This is a genomic window from Enterococcus mediterraneensis, assembly GCF_900604485.1.
Lineage (GTDB): Bacteria > Bacillota > Bacilli > Lactobacillales > Enterococcaceae > Enterococcus_C > Enterococcus_C mediterraneensis.
In genome coordinates, this window is sequence record NZ_UWOP01000001.1 from 489,808 (window position 1) to 505,816 (window position 16,009).

15 protein-coding genes are annotated in these 16,009 nt (G+C 41.4%); 4 read left to right on the forward strand and 11 right to left on the reverse strand.

Annotation, left to right across the window (positions count from 1 at the left end; all coding sequences use genetic code 11):
* Positions 1 to 765 carry a type I methionyl aminopeptidase gene (gene map / locus EFB00_RS02290; protein WP_122645319.1) on the reverse strand — a complete coding sequence of 255 codons (765 nt, stop codon included), beginning with the start codon at positions 763 to 765 and terminating at the stop codon, positions 1 to 3.
* A gap of 163 nt (positions 766 to 928) precedes the next feature.
* On the opposite strand from map, the gene EFB00_RS02295 reads away from it, so the two are divergent.
* Positions 929 to 1,372, forward strand: a complete 444-nt coding sequence (locus EFB00_RS02295; protein WP_122645320.1) for a flavodoxin — start codon at positions 929 to 931, stop codon at positions 1,370 to 1,372.
* 104 nt (positions 1,373 to 1,476) lie between these two features.
* Here the strand turns inward: EFB00_RS02295 and EFB00_RS02300 are convergent, their stop codons facing one another.
* The gene (locus EFB00_RS02300; protein ID WP_122645321.1) at positions 1,477 to 2,049 is read right to left on the reverse strand and encodes a TetR/AcrR family transcriptional regulator; all 573 of its coding nucleotides are present in this window, start codon (positions 2,047 to 2,049) and stop codon (positions 1,477 to 1,479) included.
* Positions 2,050 to 2,296: 247 nt separating this feature from the next.
* On the opposite strand from EFB00_RS02300, the gene EFB00_RS02305 reads away from it, so the two are divergent.
* The 3 genes from EFB00_RS02305 to zwf all read left to right on the forward strand — a co-directional run bounded on the left by EFB00_RS02305 (position 2,297) and on the right by zwf (position 5,841).
* Positions 2,297 to 3,532 carry an aminopeptidase gene (locus tag EFB00_RS02305; protein WP_122645322.1) on the forward strand — a complete coding sequence of 412 codons (1,236 nt, stop codon included), beginning with the start codon at positions 2,297 to 2,299 and terminating at the stop codon, positions 3,530 to 3,532.
* A gap of 121 nt (positions 3,533 to 3,653) precedes the next feature.
* Positions 3,654 to 4,310: a transcriptional regulator EfaR gene (gene efaR / locus EFB00_RS02310; protein ID WP_122645323.1), complete on the forward strand. Its 657-nt coding sequence runs from the start codon at positions 3,654 to 3,656 to the stop codon at positions 4,308 to 4,310.
* 7 nt (positions 4,311 to 4,317) lie between these two features.
* On the forward strand, positions 4,318 to 5,841 hold the full coding sequence (gene zwf / locus EFB00_RS02315; protein ID WP_122645324.1) for a glucose-6-phosphate dehydrogenase: 1,524 nt from the start codon (positions 4,318 to 4,320) through the stop codon (positions 5,839 to 5,841).
* A gap of 76 nt (positions 5,842 to 5,917) precedes the next feature.
* On the opposite strand, the gene ileS is transcribed toward zwf, so the two are convergent.
* From ileS to EFB00_RS02360, 9 genes are all read right to left on the reverse strand, one after another.
* Entirely contained in the window at positions 5,918 to 8,713 is a 2,796-nt protein-coding gene (ileS, locus tag EFB00_RS02320; protein ID WP_122645325.1) for an isoleucine--tRNA ligase, read from the reverse strand.
* 301 nt (positions 8,714 to 9,014) lie between these two features.
* Positions 9,015 to 9,770 (reverse strand): DivIVA domain-containing protein, encoded by a 756-nt coding sequence (locus EFB00_RS02325; protein WP_122645326.1) that lies wholly within the window; start codon positions 9,768 to 9,770, stop codon positions 9,015 to 9,017.
* A gap of 21 nt (positions 9,771 to 9,791) precedes the next feature.
* A complete protein-coding gene (locus tag EFB00_RS02330; RefSeq protein WP_122645327.1) occupies positions 9,792 to 10,574 on the reverse strand; it encodes a YlmH family RNA-binding protein in 783 nt (260 codons plus the stop codon).
* A gap of 19 nt (positions 10,575 to 10,593) precedes the next feature.
* Positions 10,594 to 10,887, reverse strand: a complete 294-nt coding sequence (locus tag EFB00_RS02335) for a YggT family protein (RefSeq protein ID WP_338133844.1) — start codon at positions 10,885 to 10,887, stop codon at positions 10,594 to 10,596.
* Positions 10,880 to 11,494, reverse strand: coding sequence for a cell division protein SepF (locus EFB00_RS02340; protein WP_122645328.1), 615 nt, complete (start codon positions 11,492 to 11,494; stop codon positions 10,880 to 10,882). The genes EFB00_RS02335 and EFB00_RS02340 overlap by 8 nt, the downstream gene beginning before the upstream one ends.
* 14 nt (positions 11,495 to 11,508) lie before the next feature.
* A complete protein-coding gene (locus tag EFB00_RS02345) occupies positions 11,509 to 12,186 on the reverse strand; it encodes a YggS family pyridoxal phosphate-dependent enzyme (protein ID WP_122645329.1) in 678 nt (225 codons plus the stop codon).
* A gap of 12 nt (positions 12,187 to 12,198) precedes the next feature.
* Positions 12,199 to 13,437 carry a cell division protein FtsZ gene (gene ftsZ, locus EFB00_RS02350; RefSeq protein ID WP_122645330.1) on the reverse strand — a complete coding sequence of 413 codons (1,239 nt, stop codon included), beginning with the start codon at positions 13,435 to 13,437 and terminating at the stop codon, positions 12,199 to 12,201.
* Positions 13,438 to 13,461: 24 nt separating this feature from the next.
* Complete coding sequence (gene ftsA / locus EFB00_RS02355; RefSeq protein WP_122645331.1) at positions 13,462 to 14,784, reverse strand: cell division protein FtsA; 1,323 nt, start codon at positions 14,782 to 14,784, stop codon at positions 13,462 to 13,464.
* A 160-nt stretch (positions 14,785 to 14,944) separates the two neighbouring features.
* Positions 14,945 to 15,994, reverse strand: a complete 1,050-nt coding sequence (locus EFB00_RS02360) for a cell division protein FtsQ/DivIB (protein ID WP_338133835.1) — start codon at positions 15,992 to 15,994, stop codon at positions 14,945 to 14,947.
* Positions 15,995 to 16,009 lie beyond the last annotated feature (15 nt).

The following is a 16,009-nucleotide window of genomic DNA, read 5'->3' on the forward strand; positions in this document are numbered from 1 at the left end:
TTAGTAGGTTCCTTCTTCGCCTTGAGATGTCAAAATTTTAGGACCTTCTTTTGTGATAGCAATGGTATGTTCATATTGACAGCTTAACCCGCCATCTAATGTGTAAGCAGTCCAGCCATTTGGATCCATTTTCATTTTCCAAGTACCGGTGTTGACCATCGGCTCGATAGTGATCACCATGCCTTCTTTCAAGCGCAGTCCTTTACCTGCTTCACCATAATGGGGAACAGCCGGACTTTCATGGATCGTAGGTCCTACGCCATGTCCGATAAAGTCCCGAACGACGGAAAGACCTTCCCCTTCAACGTAAGTTTGGATCGCATGACCGATATCACCGATTCGATTGCCGACAGTTGCCTGCTCGATTCCCAGATACAGAGCTTTGCGGGTAACTTCCATCAAATGATCGATCTCAGGTGTTGAATCCCCTACGATATAAGCCCAGCATGAATCAGAAACTGCTCCTTTGAGTTCGATACACATATCCACTTTGATCAAATCACCGTTTGCCAACGGTTTTTTGCGGGGAAATCCATGACAGATTTCATTATTTATACTGCAGCAAGTAGCATACTCATATCCTTCAAATCCAATTTGAGCTGCGATCCCGCCATGACTTTCAATGTAATCTCGGACAAAAACTTCAATGTCCCAACTAGTGATGCCCGGTTTGATAAACGTCCGCAACTGTTTATGTACGTCTGCCAATAATGCTCCGGACTCATTCATTAATTCAATTTCTCTTGGTGATTTCAATGTAATCATTCTATAGTCTCCTCTTTTCAAATCGCTTTTATTTTACCATAGTAAGATTTTTTCGCCAAATCCGCTTGATTCCTTTTGTGAAGAAGGTTGCTTTCCCTCCGACTTTTGTTATAATTAATCGGAGTATTTTACAAAAACGCGAAGAAATCACAGGAGGAACATCATGACCTTAGCAAAAATCGTTTATGCCAGTATGACTGGGAATACTGAAGAAATCGCTGATATCGTTGCTGAAGCGATGGAAAATTTAGAAATCGACGTTGAAATCAATGAATGTACACAAGTTGATGCTGCTGAATTTGAAGATGCGGATATCTGCATCGTTGCATCTTATACATATGGAGATGGCGATCTGCCTGATGAGATCATGGACTTTTACGAAGACTTGCAAGAGCTTGATCTAAGCGGCAAAATCTATGGCGTTTGCGGTTCCGGCGATACATTTTATGACGACTTCTGCAAAGCTGTCGATGACTTTGACGCAGCGTTCGCTAAGACTGGCGCAGTCAAAGGTGCAGAAGGTGTCAAAGTCGACTTAAACGCGGAAGAGGAAGATATCGAAAACCTGGAAGCTTTTGCGAAAAAAATCGTTGAAGCTGCTCAATGATTTTTCCATTGAATTTCCACTATGACTAATAAAAACTAGGGACGATCTGTTTGATCGAGATGTCCCTAGTTTTTTTATTTCAGCTGTCAGCAGCTTGTCACAACTTAATAGCTCAACTGAACGATATTTTCTTGATTCAAGATACTGTCAATGCTTTCTTGGATCATCAGCTTGATTTGGTCTTCAGATGGATGGATGATCCCTGAAGATTGTAATGAAGCGATTCCTGTTGCGATGATCCATGTTCCTGTATGTAATGATTCGATCATTTCTGCCGATAAATTTTGATATTGTTCTTCTTCTTTGACAGCATTTGAAAAATAATCGTATGAGAATGACTGGATTTTCTCTCCGCCGCCATATTCTTCTAAATACAATGCGCGGTATAATCGGCGATTAGATGTTGCAAAACCTATGTAATTCAATGCAAGGTCGATGACCGTATGTCCCGTATGTTTAACTGGGAAAATATCTGTTGCCAGATGATCCAATATCTGATCGATCAGTGCTTCCTTCAAATCCTCCATATTCTGGAACTCCAAATAAATCGGCTGCGTGGAACAATTCATTTGCGCGGCGATATTTCGAGCAGTAAAACGTGAAAAGCCTCCAGAGGCTACAACTTCATATGCGGCATCTAAAATTTGGTTTCTAGTAATCATTTTCTTTCTTGCCATGATATTTTAATCTCCTTATATGTTTTTGTGCATCGCTTTCATAATTTATAAAAATATTGTAACATGTTTTTTATCAATGACAAAAGGACTTTTTAGATAAAATGACAATTAAAATAAGTACTATAAAAAAAACAAATATTTTTTAACTCATTTTGCCAAGATTAAAGTTTGGTTGTGTTATCTTAATTTGAGTGTTATCATAATTTTGGTTCTCTAATTTATTTTATACATACCTAGGAGGTAAATTATGACCCTGAAAAACTTTAAAGAAAACTTAGAAAATTATGCTCGATTGATTACTGAAATCGGTGTCAATGTCCAAAAAGGTCATACTATCGTTGTCCAAATCAGCGTGGATCAAGCAGAACTTGCTCGTTTGATCACTAAAAAAGCCTATGAATTAGGCGCGGCGGAAGTGAGCGTGCAATGGACTGACGACTTTGTCCAACGAGAATTTTTAGCATTCGCTGCAGATGATCGGCTAGAAACGATCCCTCAACACAAAGTAGATCAAACTGAGGATTGGATCGCTAAAGGCGCCAGCCGGATCAGTGTTGTTTCCTCAAATCCTGATGCCCTTGCCGGTATCGACCATCAACGAGTAGCGACCTATCAAGCTGCTAGCGGCAAAGCGTTATTGAACCTTAGAAAAGCGACCCAAGCCAATAAAGTCAGTTGGACTGTTGTAGCAGCAGCTGGCCAAGATTGGGCACAAAAAGTCTTCCCTGATCTTTCTCCGGAAGACGCACAAGATAAATTATGGGATGAGATTTTTAAAACCACTCGGATCTATGAAAACGATCCTGTTGCCGCATGGAAAGCCCATGACGAAAAATTACAGAAAAAAGCCGATGAACTAAACAAAGAACAGTTCACCGCTTTGCACTACACTGCACCTGGGACGGATATCATCATCGGCCTTCCAAAAAATCACCTTTGGGAAGGTGCCGGCAGTTACAACGCCCGCAACGAGAAATTTATGGCAAATATGCCGACGGAAGAAGTCTTTACTGCTCCTGACAGCCGCCGGGTTGACGGATATATTTCCAGTACAAAACCATTAAGCTATGCAGGGACGATCATTTCCGGTATGAAATTTACCTTTAAAGACGGCAAGGTCGTTGATTTTTCAGCAGAACAAGGACAAGAAGTCCTGAAAAATCTGTTAGAAACTGATGAAGGAGCGACACGTTTAGGGGAAGTCGCATTAGTTCCAGATCCTTCACCGATCTCGCAATCCGGCATCACTTTCTTCAATACATTGTTTGACGAAAACGCCTCTAACCATTTGGCACTGGGTTCTGCGTATGCATTCAGTATCCAAGGTGGAACAGAGATGAACGAAGAAGAGCTGAAAGAAGCTGGTTTGAATCGCAGTCAGACTCACGTAGATTTCATGGTGGGATCTGATCAAATGGATATCGATGGTATTCGCGAAGATGGTTCTACCGTACCGATCTTCCGCAATGGCGATTGGGCTTAAAGGTTACCTAAAAAAAAATCGAGGCGCTGCTTCGATTTTTTTTAGTTTCTAAAGATAGTAAATAATCAGCTTTTTTGGTAAAATTTACTAAGGTAATCGTTGGCTGAAAGGATGAATATAAATGACCCCAAATCGCGAAGATTATTTAAAAATAATTTTAGAACTAGGTGGCGATGGAAACAAGATCAGCAATAAGCAAATCGTGGCCGGCTTAGATGTCTCCGCTGCTTCTGTCAGCGAAATGATCTCTAAACTAGTCAAAGAAAAATTAGTCGAGCATTCGCCATATCAAGGGGTTCAGCTTACACAAAAAGGATTGGAGTCAGCCAGTACACTCGTCCGCAAACATCGGCTTTGGGAAGTATTTTTAGTAGAACATCTGAATTATTCCTGGAATGAAGTTCATGATGACGCCGAAGTTTTGGAACACGTGACATCGGAACATCTGGCCGATCATTTGGAACACTATCTGGGCTATCCTGAATACTGCCCTCATGGCGGTAAGATACCGAAACATGCAGAGACGATCCACGAAGAGAAACGAAAAACCTTGACCGATTATCCGGTCGGTACAGCAGTACGGATCGCCCGTGTCTTGGATGAACGAGAATTACTGGATTATCTGGTATCCATTGATTTGAAGATCCACGAAGAATACAAGATCATTGATATCGCAGCATATGAAGGACCTATCACCATCAAAAATCCGCAAAAAACTTTAGCGGTCAGTTACAAAGCTGCCAGCACGATTTTTGTCGATCAATTAATCAAGGAGTGAATGAACCATGACGGAAAATAAAAAAGTCTTGTTCACCATTTTTGGCGCAACAGGCGACCTTGCACAAAGAAAATTGTACCCTTCCTTGTTTCGTTTATACCGAAAAGGAGACATCGACGAACAATTCGCAGTCATCGGTACTGCACGTCGGCCATGGAGCGATGAACATTATCGCGAAGTCGTGAAAGAAACGGTCGCTTCTTTGAAACCTACAGAAGAAGAAGCAGAAAAATTCGCTTCTCATTTTTATTATCAGTCCCATGATGTACAAGATACTGAGCATTATGTGACCTTAAAAAAACTGACTGATCAGTTGGATGAAAAATATCAATTAAACGGCAATCGCCTTTATTATTTAGCAATGTCGCCGAACTTTTTCGGTGTCATCGTTCAACATTTGAAGAGCCAAGGTATGATGGATTCTACCGGCTATCATCGCGTGATCATCGAAAAACCATTCGGCTCTGATTACGAAACAGCAAAACAATTGAACGAAGAGATCACTGCTGTCTTCTCTGAAAAAGAAATCTATCGGATCGATCATTATTTAGGCAAAGAGATGATCCAAAATATCTCAGCGATCCGTTTTGCTAATAATATATTCGAATCGATGTGGAACAATCGCTATATCGACAACGTTCAAATCAATTTGGCAGAAGACCTCGGTGTTGAAGAACGCGGCGGTTACTATGATAAAAGCGGTGCATTAAAAGACATGGTTCAAAATCACGTTCTCCAAATCTTATCATTATTGGCGATGGAACCCCCTGCTGCTTTTTCAGATCACGAGATCCGCACAGAAAAAATCAAAGCATTGAACGCTGTGCGCGTCTATACCGAAAAAGAAGTTCACGAAAACTTTGTTCGCGGCCAATATGACAAAGGCACATTGGATAATAAAGATTTCCCTGCTTATCAGCAAGAACCAAATGTCAGTGAAGATTCTACGACTGAAACATTCGTTGCCGGCAAATTCAAGATCGATAATTTTCGTTGGTCTGGTGTTCCCTTTTATGTACGCACCGGCAAACGCTTGACGGAAAAAGGCACGCGGATCAATATCGTCTTCAAACAAGTTCCTGTCAATCTCTTTAAAGCAAGAATCGACGAACCTTGCAAAGATAAAAAACTGCCGCAAAATGTGTTGACGATCTATATCCAGCCGACAGAAGGATTCAGTTTGTCCTTGAACGGCAAAGAGATCGGTCAAGGCTTCAATCCGCAGCCAGTGAAATTGGATTATCGCAACAGTGCGGAAGCTGTTGAAAACAGTCCGGAAGCTTATGAACGGCTGATTTTCGATGCTTTGAACGGCGACAGCACCAACTTCACTCACTGGGATGAAGTTGCTCAATCTTGGCGGATCGTTGATGTCATCCGTCACGCATGGGATAAAGTCGATCCTGATTTTCCTAATTATGCTGCCGGAACCATGGGACCTCAAGCCGCTTTTGATCTAATAGAAAAAGATGGCTTTGAATGGATCTGGCAACCGGATAACTGGTACCGAGAACGAGGACTATTGAAATAAACACAAAAACGTCGAGGAAAATTCCTCGACGTTTTTTAGTATAACTGGCATTCTTCTAATCAATTGCTATTGGTGATTATGCTTCGAAACCTTCTGCGACTGCATCTGAATAGTTTTCTTCGACGATATGCGCGCAGCGTCCGCAAAGAGTTGGCAGTTTTTCATCTACCCCTACATCATTTCGGACTTGACGGCATCGATCACACACATGTCCGTCAGCTTTTTCCACTAACAACGCAACATCTGCAAATTGATCCGCTTCTTCAGGAGCCTGTGTACCAGCAGGTTTAACTTCAAAATAATCTGGTGACACGATCAACAATTGCGCAAGATCAGCATTGACTGCTTGCAATACAGCTGAAGTTTGTTCATTTGGATAGACAGTTAATTTGGCTTCCAATGATTTTCCGATCAGTTTTTTGTTCCGTGCATTTTCCAATGCCTTCAACACATCATCTCTAAATGTCATAAAGGCTGTCCAAGTATCCATCAATTCTTGTTGATTTGGATATTCTTCATAAGCAGGAAACTCAGCTAATTGGACATAGTCTTCTTCTTCCTTCAAGAAAGACCAAACTTCTTCTGCTGTGTGCGGGATGATCGGTGTCAACAATTTCGTCAAAGCGACAGCTGTTTGGTAAAAGACTGTTTGCATGCAGCGGCGTTGTGCGTCATCTTCTGCTTCGATATAAACGACATCTTTAGCAAAGTCCAGATAGAAAGATGACAAATCTACCGTCAAGAAGTTCATTACTGTCTTGTAGATGTGCAAGAAGTTGTATTTTTCATATCCTTCTTCACGGATTTCTTTGATGACTTGATTCAAACGTACAGTCATATATTTATCGACAGAACGCAAATCTTCGTAAGCTACCGCATCTTTGCTTGGCTCAAAATCAGTAGTGTTTGCCAACAAGAAACGCATCGTGTTTCTGATCTTGCGGTAAACTTCTGCGACTTGTTTCAAGATGTCCATAGAAACCCGAACATCGGCTTCATAATCGACACTGCTTACCCATAAGCGCAAGATATCCGCGCCCATTTGATTGATAACTTTATCAGGAGCGATCGTATTGCCTAATGACTTACTCATTTTTCGGCCTTCACCGTCTAATGTAAATCCTTGAGACAAGACGGCTTTATAAGGTGCTACCCCATTGATCGCAACACTTGTTGTGATACTTGAGTTGAACCAGCCGCGGTATTGATCAGAACCTTCTAGATACAAATCAGCCGGGAATGATAATTCTGGTCGTTGACGCAAAACAGCTTCGTGTGAAGAACCGGAATCAAACCAAACATCCATGATATCTTTTTCTTTTGTAAATTCGCCGTTTGGAGAGCCGGGATGAGTAAATCCTTCTGGAAGAAGATCTTTTGCTTCTTTTTCAAACCAGATAGTCGATCCGTGTTCCGCAAATAATTTTGCTACATGCTCGATGGTTTCCGGTGTAATGATTTCTTCTCCGTTTTCAGCATAGAAAATCGGAAGCGGTACGCCCCATGCCCGTTGGCGGGAGATTACCCAGTCGCCGCGATCGCGGATCATGTTGTATAGACGCGTTTTGCCCCATGGAATGACCCAATCCACTTTTTCCACTTCATCCAAAATGTTTTGACGGAATTTATCGATAGATGCAAACCATTGTGGTGTTGCCCGATAGATGACCGGTTTTTTCGTCCGCCAGTCATGAGGATAACTATGGGTAAAGAAGTCCAATTTCAGCAAAGCGCCTTTTTCTTTTAACAAATCAGTGATCATTGGATTTGCTTTATCATAGAAGATGCCTTCAAAACCAGGAGCTTCTTCTGTAAACAGACCTTTTGAATCAACCGGTGACACAACCGGCAATTTATATTTATTACCAGCGATATAGTCATCTTCCCCGTGTCCAGGAGCAGTATGGACTAATCCGGTACCGGCGTCTAAAGTAACGTGATCACCTAAAATCACTAATGACTCGCGATCATAAAATGGATGACGTGCGGTCATGTATTCCATTTCTTGTCCGGCAAATTCTTTTAGCACTGTTACATTTTCCCAACCAAGTGCAGATTGGACTGCTTCGATCAAATCTTTTGCCACTACAAATTTGCGGCCGTCAGCTTCGACTTGTACATAAGCGAATTTCGGATTTACCGCGATCCCTTGGTTTGCTGGTAATGTCCAAGGTGTCGTTGTCCAGATAACAAAAGCGGTATCTTCATCAAGGATTCCTTTGCCGTCTTTTACATTAAAAGCAACATAAATCGATGGAGATTTGACATCTTTATATTCGATCTCAGCTTCTGCTAATGAAGACTCGCTTGATGGTGACCAATAAATTGGTTTTAATCCTTTATAGATGTATCCTTTTTCTGCCATCTTCCCAAATACTCGTACTTGTGCTGCTTCGTAAGAAGGATCTAAAGTGACATAAGGATGTTCCCAATCGCCGGCAACGCCAAGACGTTTGAAATCTTCTCGTTGTTTATTTACTTGGGAAAGCGCGTATTCACGACATTTTTCCAAGTATTCAGCCATTGACATTTCTTTACGTTTTACACCTTTGTTTGCCAAAACCTGTTCAATTGGCAGTCCATGTGTATCCCATCCTGGAACGTAAGGGGCACGGAAACCGGACATTGATTTGGACCGGATAATGATGTCTTTACTGATTTTATTTAATGCGTGTCCTAAATGGATATTGCCATTTGCATATGGAGGTCCATCATGTAAGACAAATGATGGTTTTCCTTCATTCAATTTTTGGCGGCGCTCATAAATTTTTTGTTCTTCCCAATCTTTTTGCCATTCTGCTTCGCGATTTGGCAGATTGCCCCGCATTGGAAAAGCGGTTTTTCCTAAATGCAATGTGTCTTTGATTTTCATCTATGACTCGCTCCTTTTTTGTGAATTAACAAAACTTTACACGGATATCTTGTCATTCGTTATCCTTATAGAAAATAAAAAAACGCTCATCCCTGAACCGGGACGAACGTTTGTCGTGTTACCACCCAAAATTTAAAACCTATCGCTAGATTTCCTCTTGTGATCGCTAACGAGATCACCCGTTGACTGCTACTAAGATTCGCAGTCAAAACCGATAGAGGATCTTTCTACTTGCAGGGTTTCGCTGGACTCTCACCATCTCCAGTTCGCTGACAAAATGCAACTAGCTTTTCTGTTCTATCTATTGGTCTTTATCTTCGATTTTGTTCAAAAGTTCTTTTGCGTCATCAAGAGTGGTGACTTCCTTTTCAGGGACACCGATGATTTTTTCACTTGATTCTACAACTGAAACACCGTCAGTTTTGTTTGTTTCTGCTTCTGAGTTTACTTCAGAAACATTTTCGTTGTCAAGCTCTTTTGCTACAAGTTCTTTGAAAACTTCATGTCCATCTTGGACATAGCTTGAAAATGGTTTTAAGATCTCATCCCACTCAGGACTTTTGACTTGTTCTAATTGTGATTGCAGCATCAATGCCAAGTTTTGATGGAAGACACGTGTCTTGGTCTTCAGATCATTGGTTTCTGTTGCTAATTGCCGCGCGTTTTGTGTCGCGTCATTTAAGATCTCTTTTGCCCGTTGTTGTGCAGAAGATGTTAATTGATGTGCTTGTTTTTCAGCGTTGGCGATCATTTCATCTGCTTTATTTTGGGCAGATGTCACGATGACTTCTGATTCTTTGCTTGCGCTTGTTTTGACTTTATCAGCAGTATCTTGCGCAACGATGATCGATTGATTCAACGCATCTTTCAACTCGTTGAAGTATTCCAATTTTTCTTCTGCATGTTTAAGGGCTTTTTCCATCTCACGATTTTTTTGTACCAATTCTTCGTAATCGCGAACAACGATATCTAAGAAATCATCGACCTCGTCTTGATTATATCCTCTCATTTTTACAGAAAAACTCTTGTTTTGGATGTCTAATGGAGATAATGCCATAATTCATTCCACCTTTATTCGTTATTTACGTAATACACCAAGTAACAGCCTGATCTTTTCTTTTTTTGTTGTTCCTTCCAGCCCTTGTATCTGTAAACGACCAAATCCTCTTACTGAAACGATGTCCAGTAAATCCAGAACAAAATCTGGTCGTGCTGCCTCTGTCCAGTTGACTTTGACTTTACCGGTTTCGATCAACTGTTTCGATCGTTGCCGGGAAATATTATATACACTGGATATCACTGTATCCAAACGCAAAGAACTGACAGTCGTCCGTTCTTCTGTCCAATTGTCTTTTGGAAGTAAAATCTCTGTATAGCTTTTTTCTTCCAATCGAACACTGACATTGCCGATTTTAGTCACTTGTAATTGGACAAAGCTGCTGACCTCTGAAGCCACAAAGACTTGCCAATTGACACCATCAGAAATGATGTCCCCAAAAAACTCCCGTTTGATCCCCGTGCTCACAAGTGTCCCTAAAACTTTCCCATGACTCAGTGTAGCAAATTTAGTAGGATAATTGATCTCAAAAAGTGTGATCTCAAAATCCTTGCTCGTTGCTTCATAGTAATCGGGGAAAATCAAACAGCGTTGTCGCTCGGCGTGTTGGTATCCGCCGTAAAACTGAAATTTCAGATCAGCCGTCTGCCGCACAAATGTTTCTAAAATATATGCTTGGCGCGGATCTAAAAAGTCGGTAAGATACGGCGCATATTGCATTTGAACTTGCTCAATCCAATCTTGAACAGCGTCAATAAAAGGGTATTCTTCCGTACGAAAATGCTGATAAACATTTGTATCCAAAGAAATCCTCCCCTTACATTCAAATTAAAAATCTTGTTATGATCATGATCAACGCTTCGCTCGCTAAGTTCAAAACAATAATAGCCACTGCGATCGTGAAATCAATCGGACCAATATGCAGCGGCAAACGATCAAATAGACTTAGGTATGGTTCGCAGATTTTTCTTAAAAATCGACCGATCGCCGATTGATAACCGCCGGGAAACCATGAGAGCAGCGCGTAAACCACTAATAATATCGTATATAGATAGATTGCTCTGCTAAAGTAATAAAGTAATAAATAAATAATTGCTTCCTCCTTGGTTCTACAAATCAAAAAGATTGGTATCAACTAGATTTTGGGCAGCTCCATCGATCTCAACACCCTTTGGCGTACATAAAAAGATTTCGTCCCCCACTCGTTTGATATCACCATCTTGCGCATAGACTGTTCCCGTTAGGAAGTCAACGATACGTCTAGCTTGTTCTTCCTCCACAAGATGAAAATTTACCAATACAGATTCGTTGTTTAAAATGTGTTTAGCGATATTCATCGCTTCTGAATAGACACGCGGTTCAATGATCGTGATTTTACCCGCTTGGCTTTGTTTTACTTCATTTTGTTTTCTGCTTGGTCGCGTTGCTTGGACATTGGCTTGCGGCTGATGCAATGAAACAACTTTCTTTTCTTCATGTACCACAGGCTTTGATTGCGTCTGCTGTACTGGTTTTGTTTGTTGTGTTTGTTTTCTGATGACTGTTCGCGGTACTTCTTTTTTTACAGTCTCAGCCTTTTCCTGATAACGCGGCGTGGCAGACACAGGTTGTTTTTGCAGAACAGCTTGTTGGACAACGGGCTGTTCTGTTGTAGCATAACCATCAAACTCGTATTCTTCATCAGCCAACCCAAAAAAATTAGCTGCTTTACTCAAAATCGACATCTAATTTCCTCCTTTTACATGTCTTTAACTAATGCTGTTCCTACCCGTATGAACGTTGCGCCTTCTTGGATAGCAACGGAAAAATCGTTACTCATCCCCATACTTAATTCCGTACAAGGTGCATAAGATAAATGGCATTCTCTGACTTTTTCTTGAAGTTGCCGTAAGGTTCGGAAAATCTCGTGTTGTTGTTCTTTTGTTGAATCAGCCGGCGCCATCGTCATTAACCCAACAACTTGTATACGATCGAACGCCTTCAATTCTTCGATAAATCCCGAAAGTTCCGCAGGTGTGATCCCCTGCTTGCTTTCTTCACCTGAAACATTTACTTCAACAAAACATTTGATAACATGCTCTGCTCTTTTCTGGATCTCAGCAGCCAGCTTCAAACTGTCTAATGCATGGAAATAATCTATCTCATTTATAACTAATTTTACCTTTCTGCGTTGTAAATTACCAATAAAATGCCATGTAATCTGCGGAAAATCAGCCAGTTCTTGTTTTTTTTCTAAAAATTTTTCAGCACGGTTTTCGGCACAATCCAAGATACCAGCTTGGACCACCTGTTTCGTCTTTTCGCTGTCAACCGTTTTAGTCACGGCGATCAAAGTCACCGAATCTTCTTTTCTACCAACAAGAGCACATGAGTTCTGTATCTCTTGTCGGACCTCCCGCAAGTTGTCAGAAATCATGTGCTCTGCCTCCTATCGTTTGCGACGGAAAAATGGCGGTGTGCTCAATTCATCGTCGTCATTTGATTTCACTTCATCACGATTGAATGTATCGAATTCTTTCTTTTCGATCGTATCAAATTGTGTGTCATCCACTTTTGGGCGAACGTTTTGTTCTTTACGGATGTCCCAATCGCCGAACCCATTTTCTTCTTCTTGCAATGGTTTAGCTTGATCCATATCTAAAACCGGTTTTTGGGGTACATTATGAAGTTGGGTTTGTCGAGAAGTGCGGTTGGATCTAGGCTCCTTTTTTGTTGGATCGATCCCTGTCGCGATGACTGTTACACGGATCTCATCGCCCAATTCTTCATTGATGGAAGTACCTAAGATGATGTTCACATCACCTGTCGCAGCATTTGCCACGATATCAGAAGCATCTTGTGCTTCAAATAATGTCATATCCAACCCGCCGGTGATATTCAGCAAGACTTGTTCAGCGCCATCGATAGATGTTTCCAACAATGGAGAAGAAATAGCTTTTTTCGTTGCTTCGATCACACGGTCTTCACCGCTGGCAACACCGATTCCCATCAATGCAGTTCCTTGGTTTTCCATAACAGTTTTCACGTCAGCAAAGTCCAAGTTCACATAGCCTGGTGCTGTGATCAAATCAGAGATGCCTTGAACACCTTGACGCAGCACATTGTCTGCTTCGCGGAAAGCTTCCAGCATAGGAGTCTTCTTATCAACGACTTCCAACAAGCGATTGTTAGAAATGATCAATAATGTATCGACATTTTCTTTTAATTTTGCGATTCCTTCAGCGGCAAAACGTCCGCGTTTTGGTCCTTCAAATGTAAATGGACGAGTCACGACACCGACTGTCAATGCGCCGATTTCTTTTGAGATCTTCGCTACGATCGGTGCTGCACCAGTACCGGTACCGCCGCCCATTCCGGCAGTGATAAAGATCATGTCCGCGCCTTCTAAGGCTTCACGGATCGATTCTTCACTTTCTTCAGCTGCTTTTTGGCCAACTTCTGGTTGAGAGCCGGCACCCAAACCACGCGTATATTTAGGGCCTAATTGGATAACTGTTTCTGCTTTTGAGTTTTTTAATGCTTGGACATCAGTATTGGCAGTAATGAATTCTACGCCTTTTACGTTTTCTTCAATCATACGGTTGACAGCATTTCCGCCGCCGCCGCCGACACCGATCACTTTGATCACAGCGCCGTCATTGATGTTATTATCAATTGAAAATTCCATAGTGTTTACTCCTCCTGAGATTGATTAATCGAAAATATTGGAAAAGAAGTCTTTTATCTTATCCGTTACGCTTTCTTTTGGTTTATCTTCTTCTTCTTCGTAAGTTTCTTCAGTCGTATCATAATTTTCATAGTTCACTTCTTGCTGTACTGCAGCCGGTTGTTGTTGGACTGGTTGGACTTTTTCACCAGTAACAGCGATTTTAGCTAATTGATACACTTCACTTAAATTCGCTGTATAGTCAACGATACTGATAACGTTCGTAAACACTGGATTACGAAGTCCCATGTGATTAGGCACATACAGTTTTACGTTTACTCCGAAAACTTCTTGTGCTAAATCGACCACGCCTGGCAAACTGGCAGCACCACCTGTCAAGATGATCCCTCCTGGCAAGCTCAAAGCGTCGATTTCTTCCAAAACTTCTTTTGATTTGTTGAAGATCTGTTCCATCCGTGCTTCGATTACTTCTGACAAATAGCGTTCGTCAATTTTCACCGGTTCGGATTTGCCGATCACATCGACTGGAAATTCTTCGCTGGCAGAAGTACGCTCAGGATAAGCATCGCCATAATTGATCTTTAATGCCTCTGCATTATTGAATGATGTATTCAATACCGTAGAGATATCTTTTGTTACGTATTCGCCGCCTTCTTGATTGACATGAGTAAATTTCAATTGTTTGTCATGCATCACAGAAGTCGTTGTTTGTCCGCCGCCAATGTCGATCACGATCGTTCCAAAGTCTTTTTCACCATCGGATAAGATCGTTTCGGTCAACGCAAGAGGTGTGATCACCAATTCATTTACGACAAGTCCAGCTTTTTCCACGCATTTACGGATATTGTGAAGAATTGTTTTAGGTCCTGTGTATACCATACCGAACATTTCTAAACGAACACCGATCATTCCCCGCGGATCTTTGATACCTTCAAAGCCGTCAACGGTGAATTCTTGTGGTAAAATCGCGATGATTTGTCTTTCTGGAGGGGTAGAACGAACGAGTGCTGCGGATGCCACATTGCGTACATCCTCATCGGTAATTTCTTTTGAATCGCTGTTAACAGCGATCATTCCTTGGCAATTTTCGACTTCTAACAGATTTGCTGGCACGCCAACACTCACACTGCGGATTTGGATACCGGCTTTTTCTTCTGCTTGTCTTACTGCGCGTTGAATCGCATGCACCGTTTTTTCGATATCAACGATGATTCCGCGATTGATTCCTTCTGATTTAGCATTCCCTACGCCAATGATATTCATTTGGCTGTCCACATATTCAGCAACCACTACTTTTACTGAAGTAGTACCGATATCAAGACCTACATACATTCCCGTCTTTGCCATGAATGGGATTCCCTCCTACTTTATTCCATATACCGCGAACAAATATTGTTCGTAATTTATATATCATTTAGATAATTTATTCACTGTTACCAATTCTACCATAAAAAACCGCTTTTTAGAAACCTGTTAGAGAAAAAATCTCCGAAAATTTTAGCCAATTTTATTGATTGTTTTCTGTGTTTTCTTCCGTACTCGTTGTAGTCGTCTCTTCGTCTTCTTTCGGGTAAGGATAGGTGAAGATTCCTACCTCCATATCGACGACTCCTTTTTCTTTCATATCCTTGGCAACTTGGGGATAATAACGCATCTGTTGGGTAAGATTCGAAATATTGACGATTACTTGATTGCCGTCATTCATGTACAGTTTCAACAGTTCATCATTGCTTTTCGTCGGTGTATATTTGATCTGCGAGATGCCGCTGCGGATTTTTGGTGTCAGTTTTTGATAGTTCTGCAGGACTGCTAAAATTTTCTTTTCTGATTTAAAATCTTCCAAAATAGGCAGATTCTGTTCATCTTTTTTCAACGTTTCATCCATGACCTGACCGTTTTCCAAAATCGGCGAGTATTCGTTTCCTTTCGCTAACATTGCGACTTCTCGATACTCAGTCACTGTTAAATGGAATTGATTGAAATTCTCGATCGCCACGCGTGTACGTTTGATCCGCGGCTGTGCTTTTTCCAATTTTTCTTGATTTTTTTCTCGATGAAAAAATTGGCTCCATAGATTGTCCTGCAGTTTGAAATCAGCTGCTTGCAGAACCGCTTCTGTTGTCAATTTCCTATTTCCTGTCACAGTGACCTTTGCCAATTTACTCAATGGCGACACATAGTAGATCGTAAACAGTAATGGGATGGAAAACAAAATGATGAGAAAAGTAAGTCGGCGATAAAGTAACGAATCACGCTGCATCTTCAATTTAGGCAAACGATCAGCGAATGATCCGTTGGCTGGTTCACCGGAAACTTCTTCAGACGTTTCCTCTGTCTGTTCATTCGTTTCCGTCGGTTCTGCTTCAGCAGGTTCTTCGCTTTCTTCATGTTCTTCCCCTTGGCCGTCAATAACTGCCGGTGACCACGTAGGCTCATCGCCTTTTTCTTTCAGATATTGCAGATTGGCTTTTTGCCAAGGCGTCAGCTGTTCTTCGCTGGTCTGCTCTTCGGCTTCATTTGCCTTGTCTTCCTTCTCTTTTTTACTGATGATAATCACCACCTTAATAATTAT

Coding starts and splice junctions, on each gene's coding strand:
- ftsZ (WP_122645330.1), bottom strand. CDS start 13,437: ATGGAATTTTCAATTGATAATAACATCAATGACGGCGCTGTGATCAAA.
- EFB00_RS02295 (WP_122645320.1), top strand. CDS start 929: ATGACCTTAGCAAAAATCGTTTATGCCAGTATGACTGGGAATACTGAA.
- ftsA (WP_122645331.1), bottom strand. CDS start 14,784: ATGGCAAAGACGGGAATGTATGTAGGTCTTGATATCGGTACTACTTCA.
- EFB00_RS02305 (WP_122645322.1), top strand. CDS start 2,297: ATGACCCTGAAAAACTTTAAAGAAAACTTAGAAAATTATGCTCGATTG.
- EFB00_RS02300 (WP_122645321.1), bottom strand. CDS start 2,049: ATGGCAAGAAAGAAAATGATTACTAGAAACCAAATTTTAGATGCCGCA.
- EFB00_RS02340 (WP_122645328.1), bottom strand. CDS start 11,494: ATGTCGATTTTGAGTAAAGCAGCTAATTTTTTTGGGTTGGCTGATGAA.
- efaR (WP_122645323.1), top strand. CDS start 3,654: ATGACCCCAAATCGCGAAGATTATTTAAAAATAATTTTAGAACTAGGT.
- map (WP_122645319.1), bottom strand. CDS start 765: ATGATTACATTGAAATCACCAAGAGAAATTGAATTAATGAATGAGTCC.
- EFB00_RS02325 (WP_122645326.1), bottom strand. CDS start 9,770: ATGGCATTATCTCCATTAGACATCCAAAACAAGAGTTTTTCTGTAAAA.
- zwf (WP_122645324.1), top strand. CDS start 4,318: ATGACGGAAAATAAAAAAGTCTTGTTCACCATTTTTGGCGCAACAGGC.
- ileS (WP_122645325.1), bottom strand. CDS start 8,713: ATGAAAATCAAAGACACATTGCATTTAGGAAAAACCGCTTTTCCAATG.
- EFB00_RS02345 (WP_122645329.1), bottom strand. CDS start 12,186: ATGATTTCTGACAACTTGCGGGAGGTCCGACAAGAGATACAGAACTCA.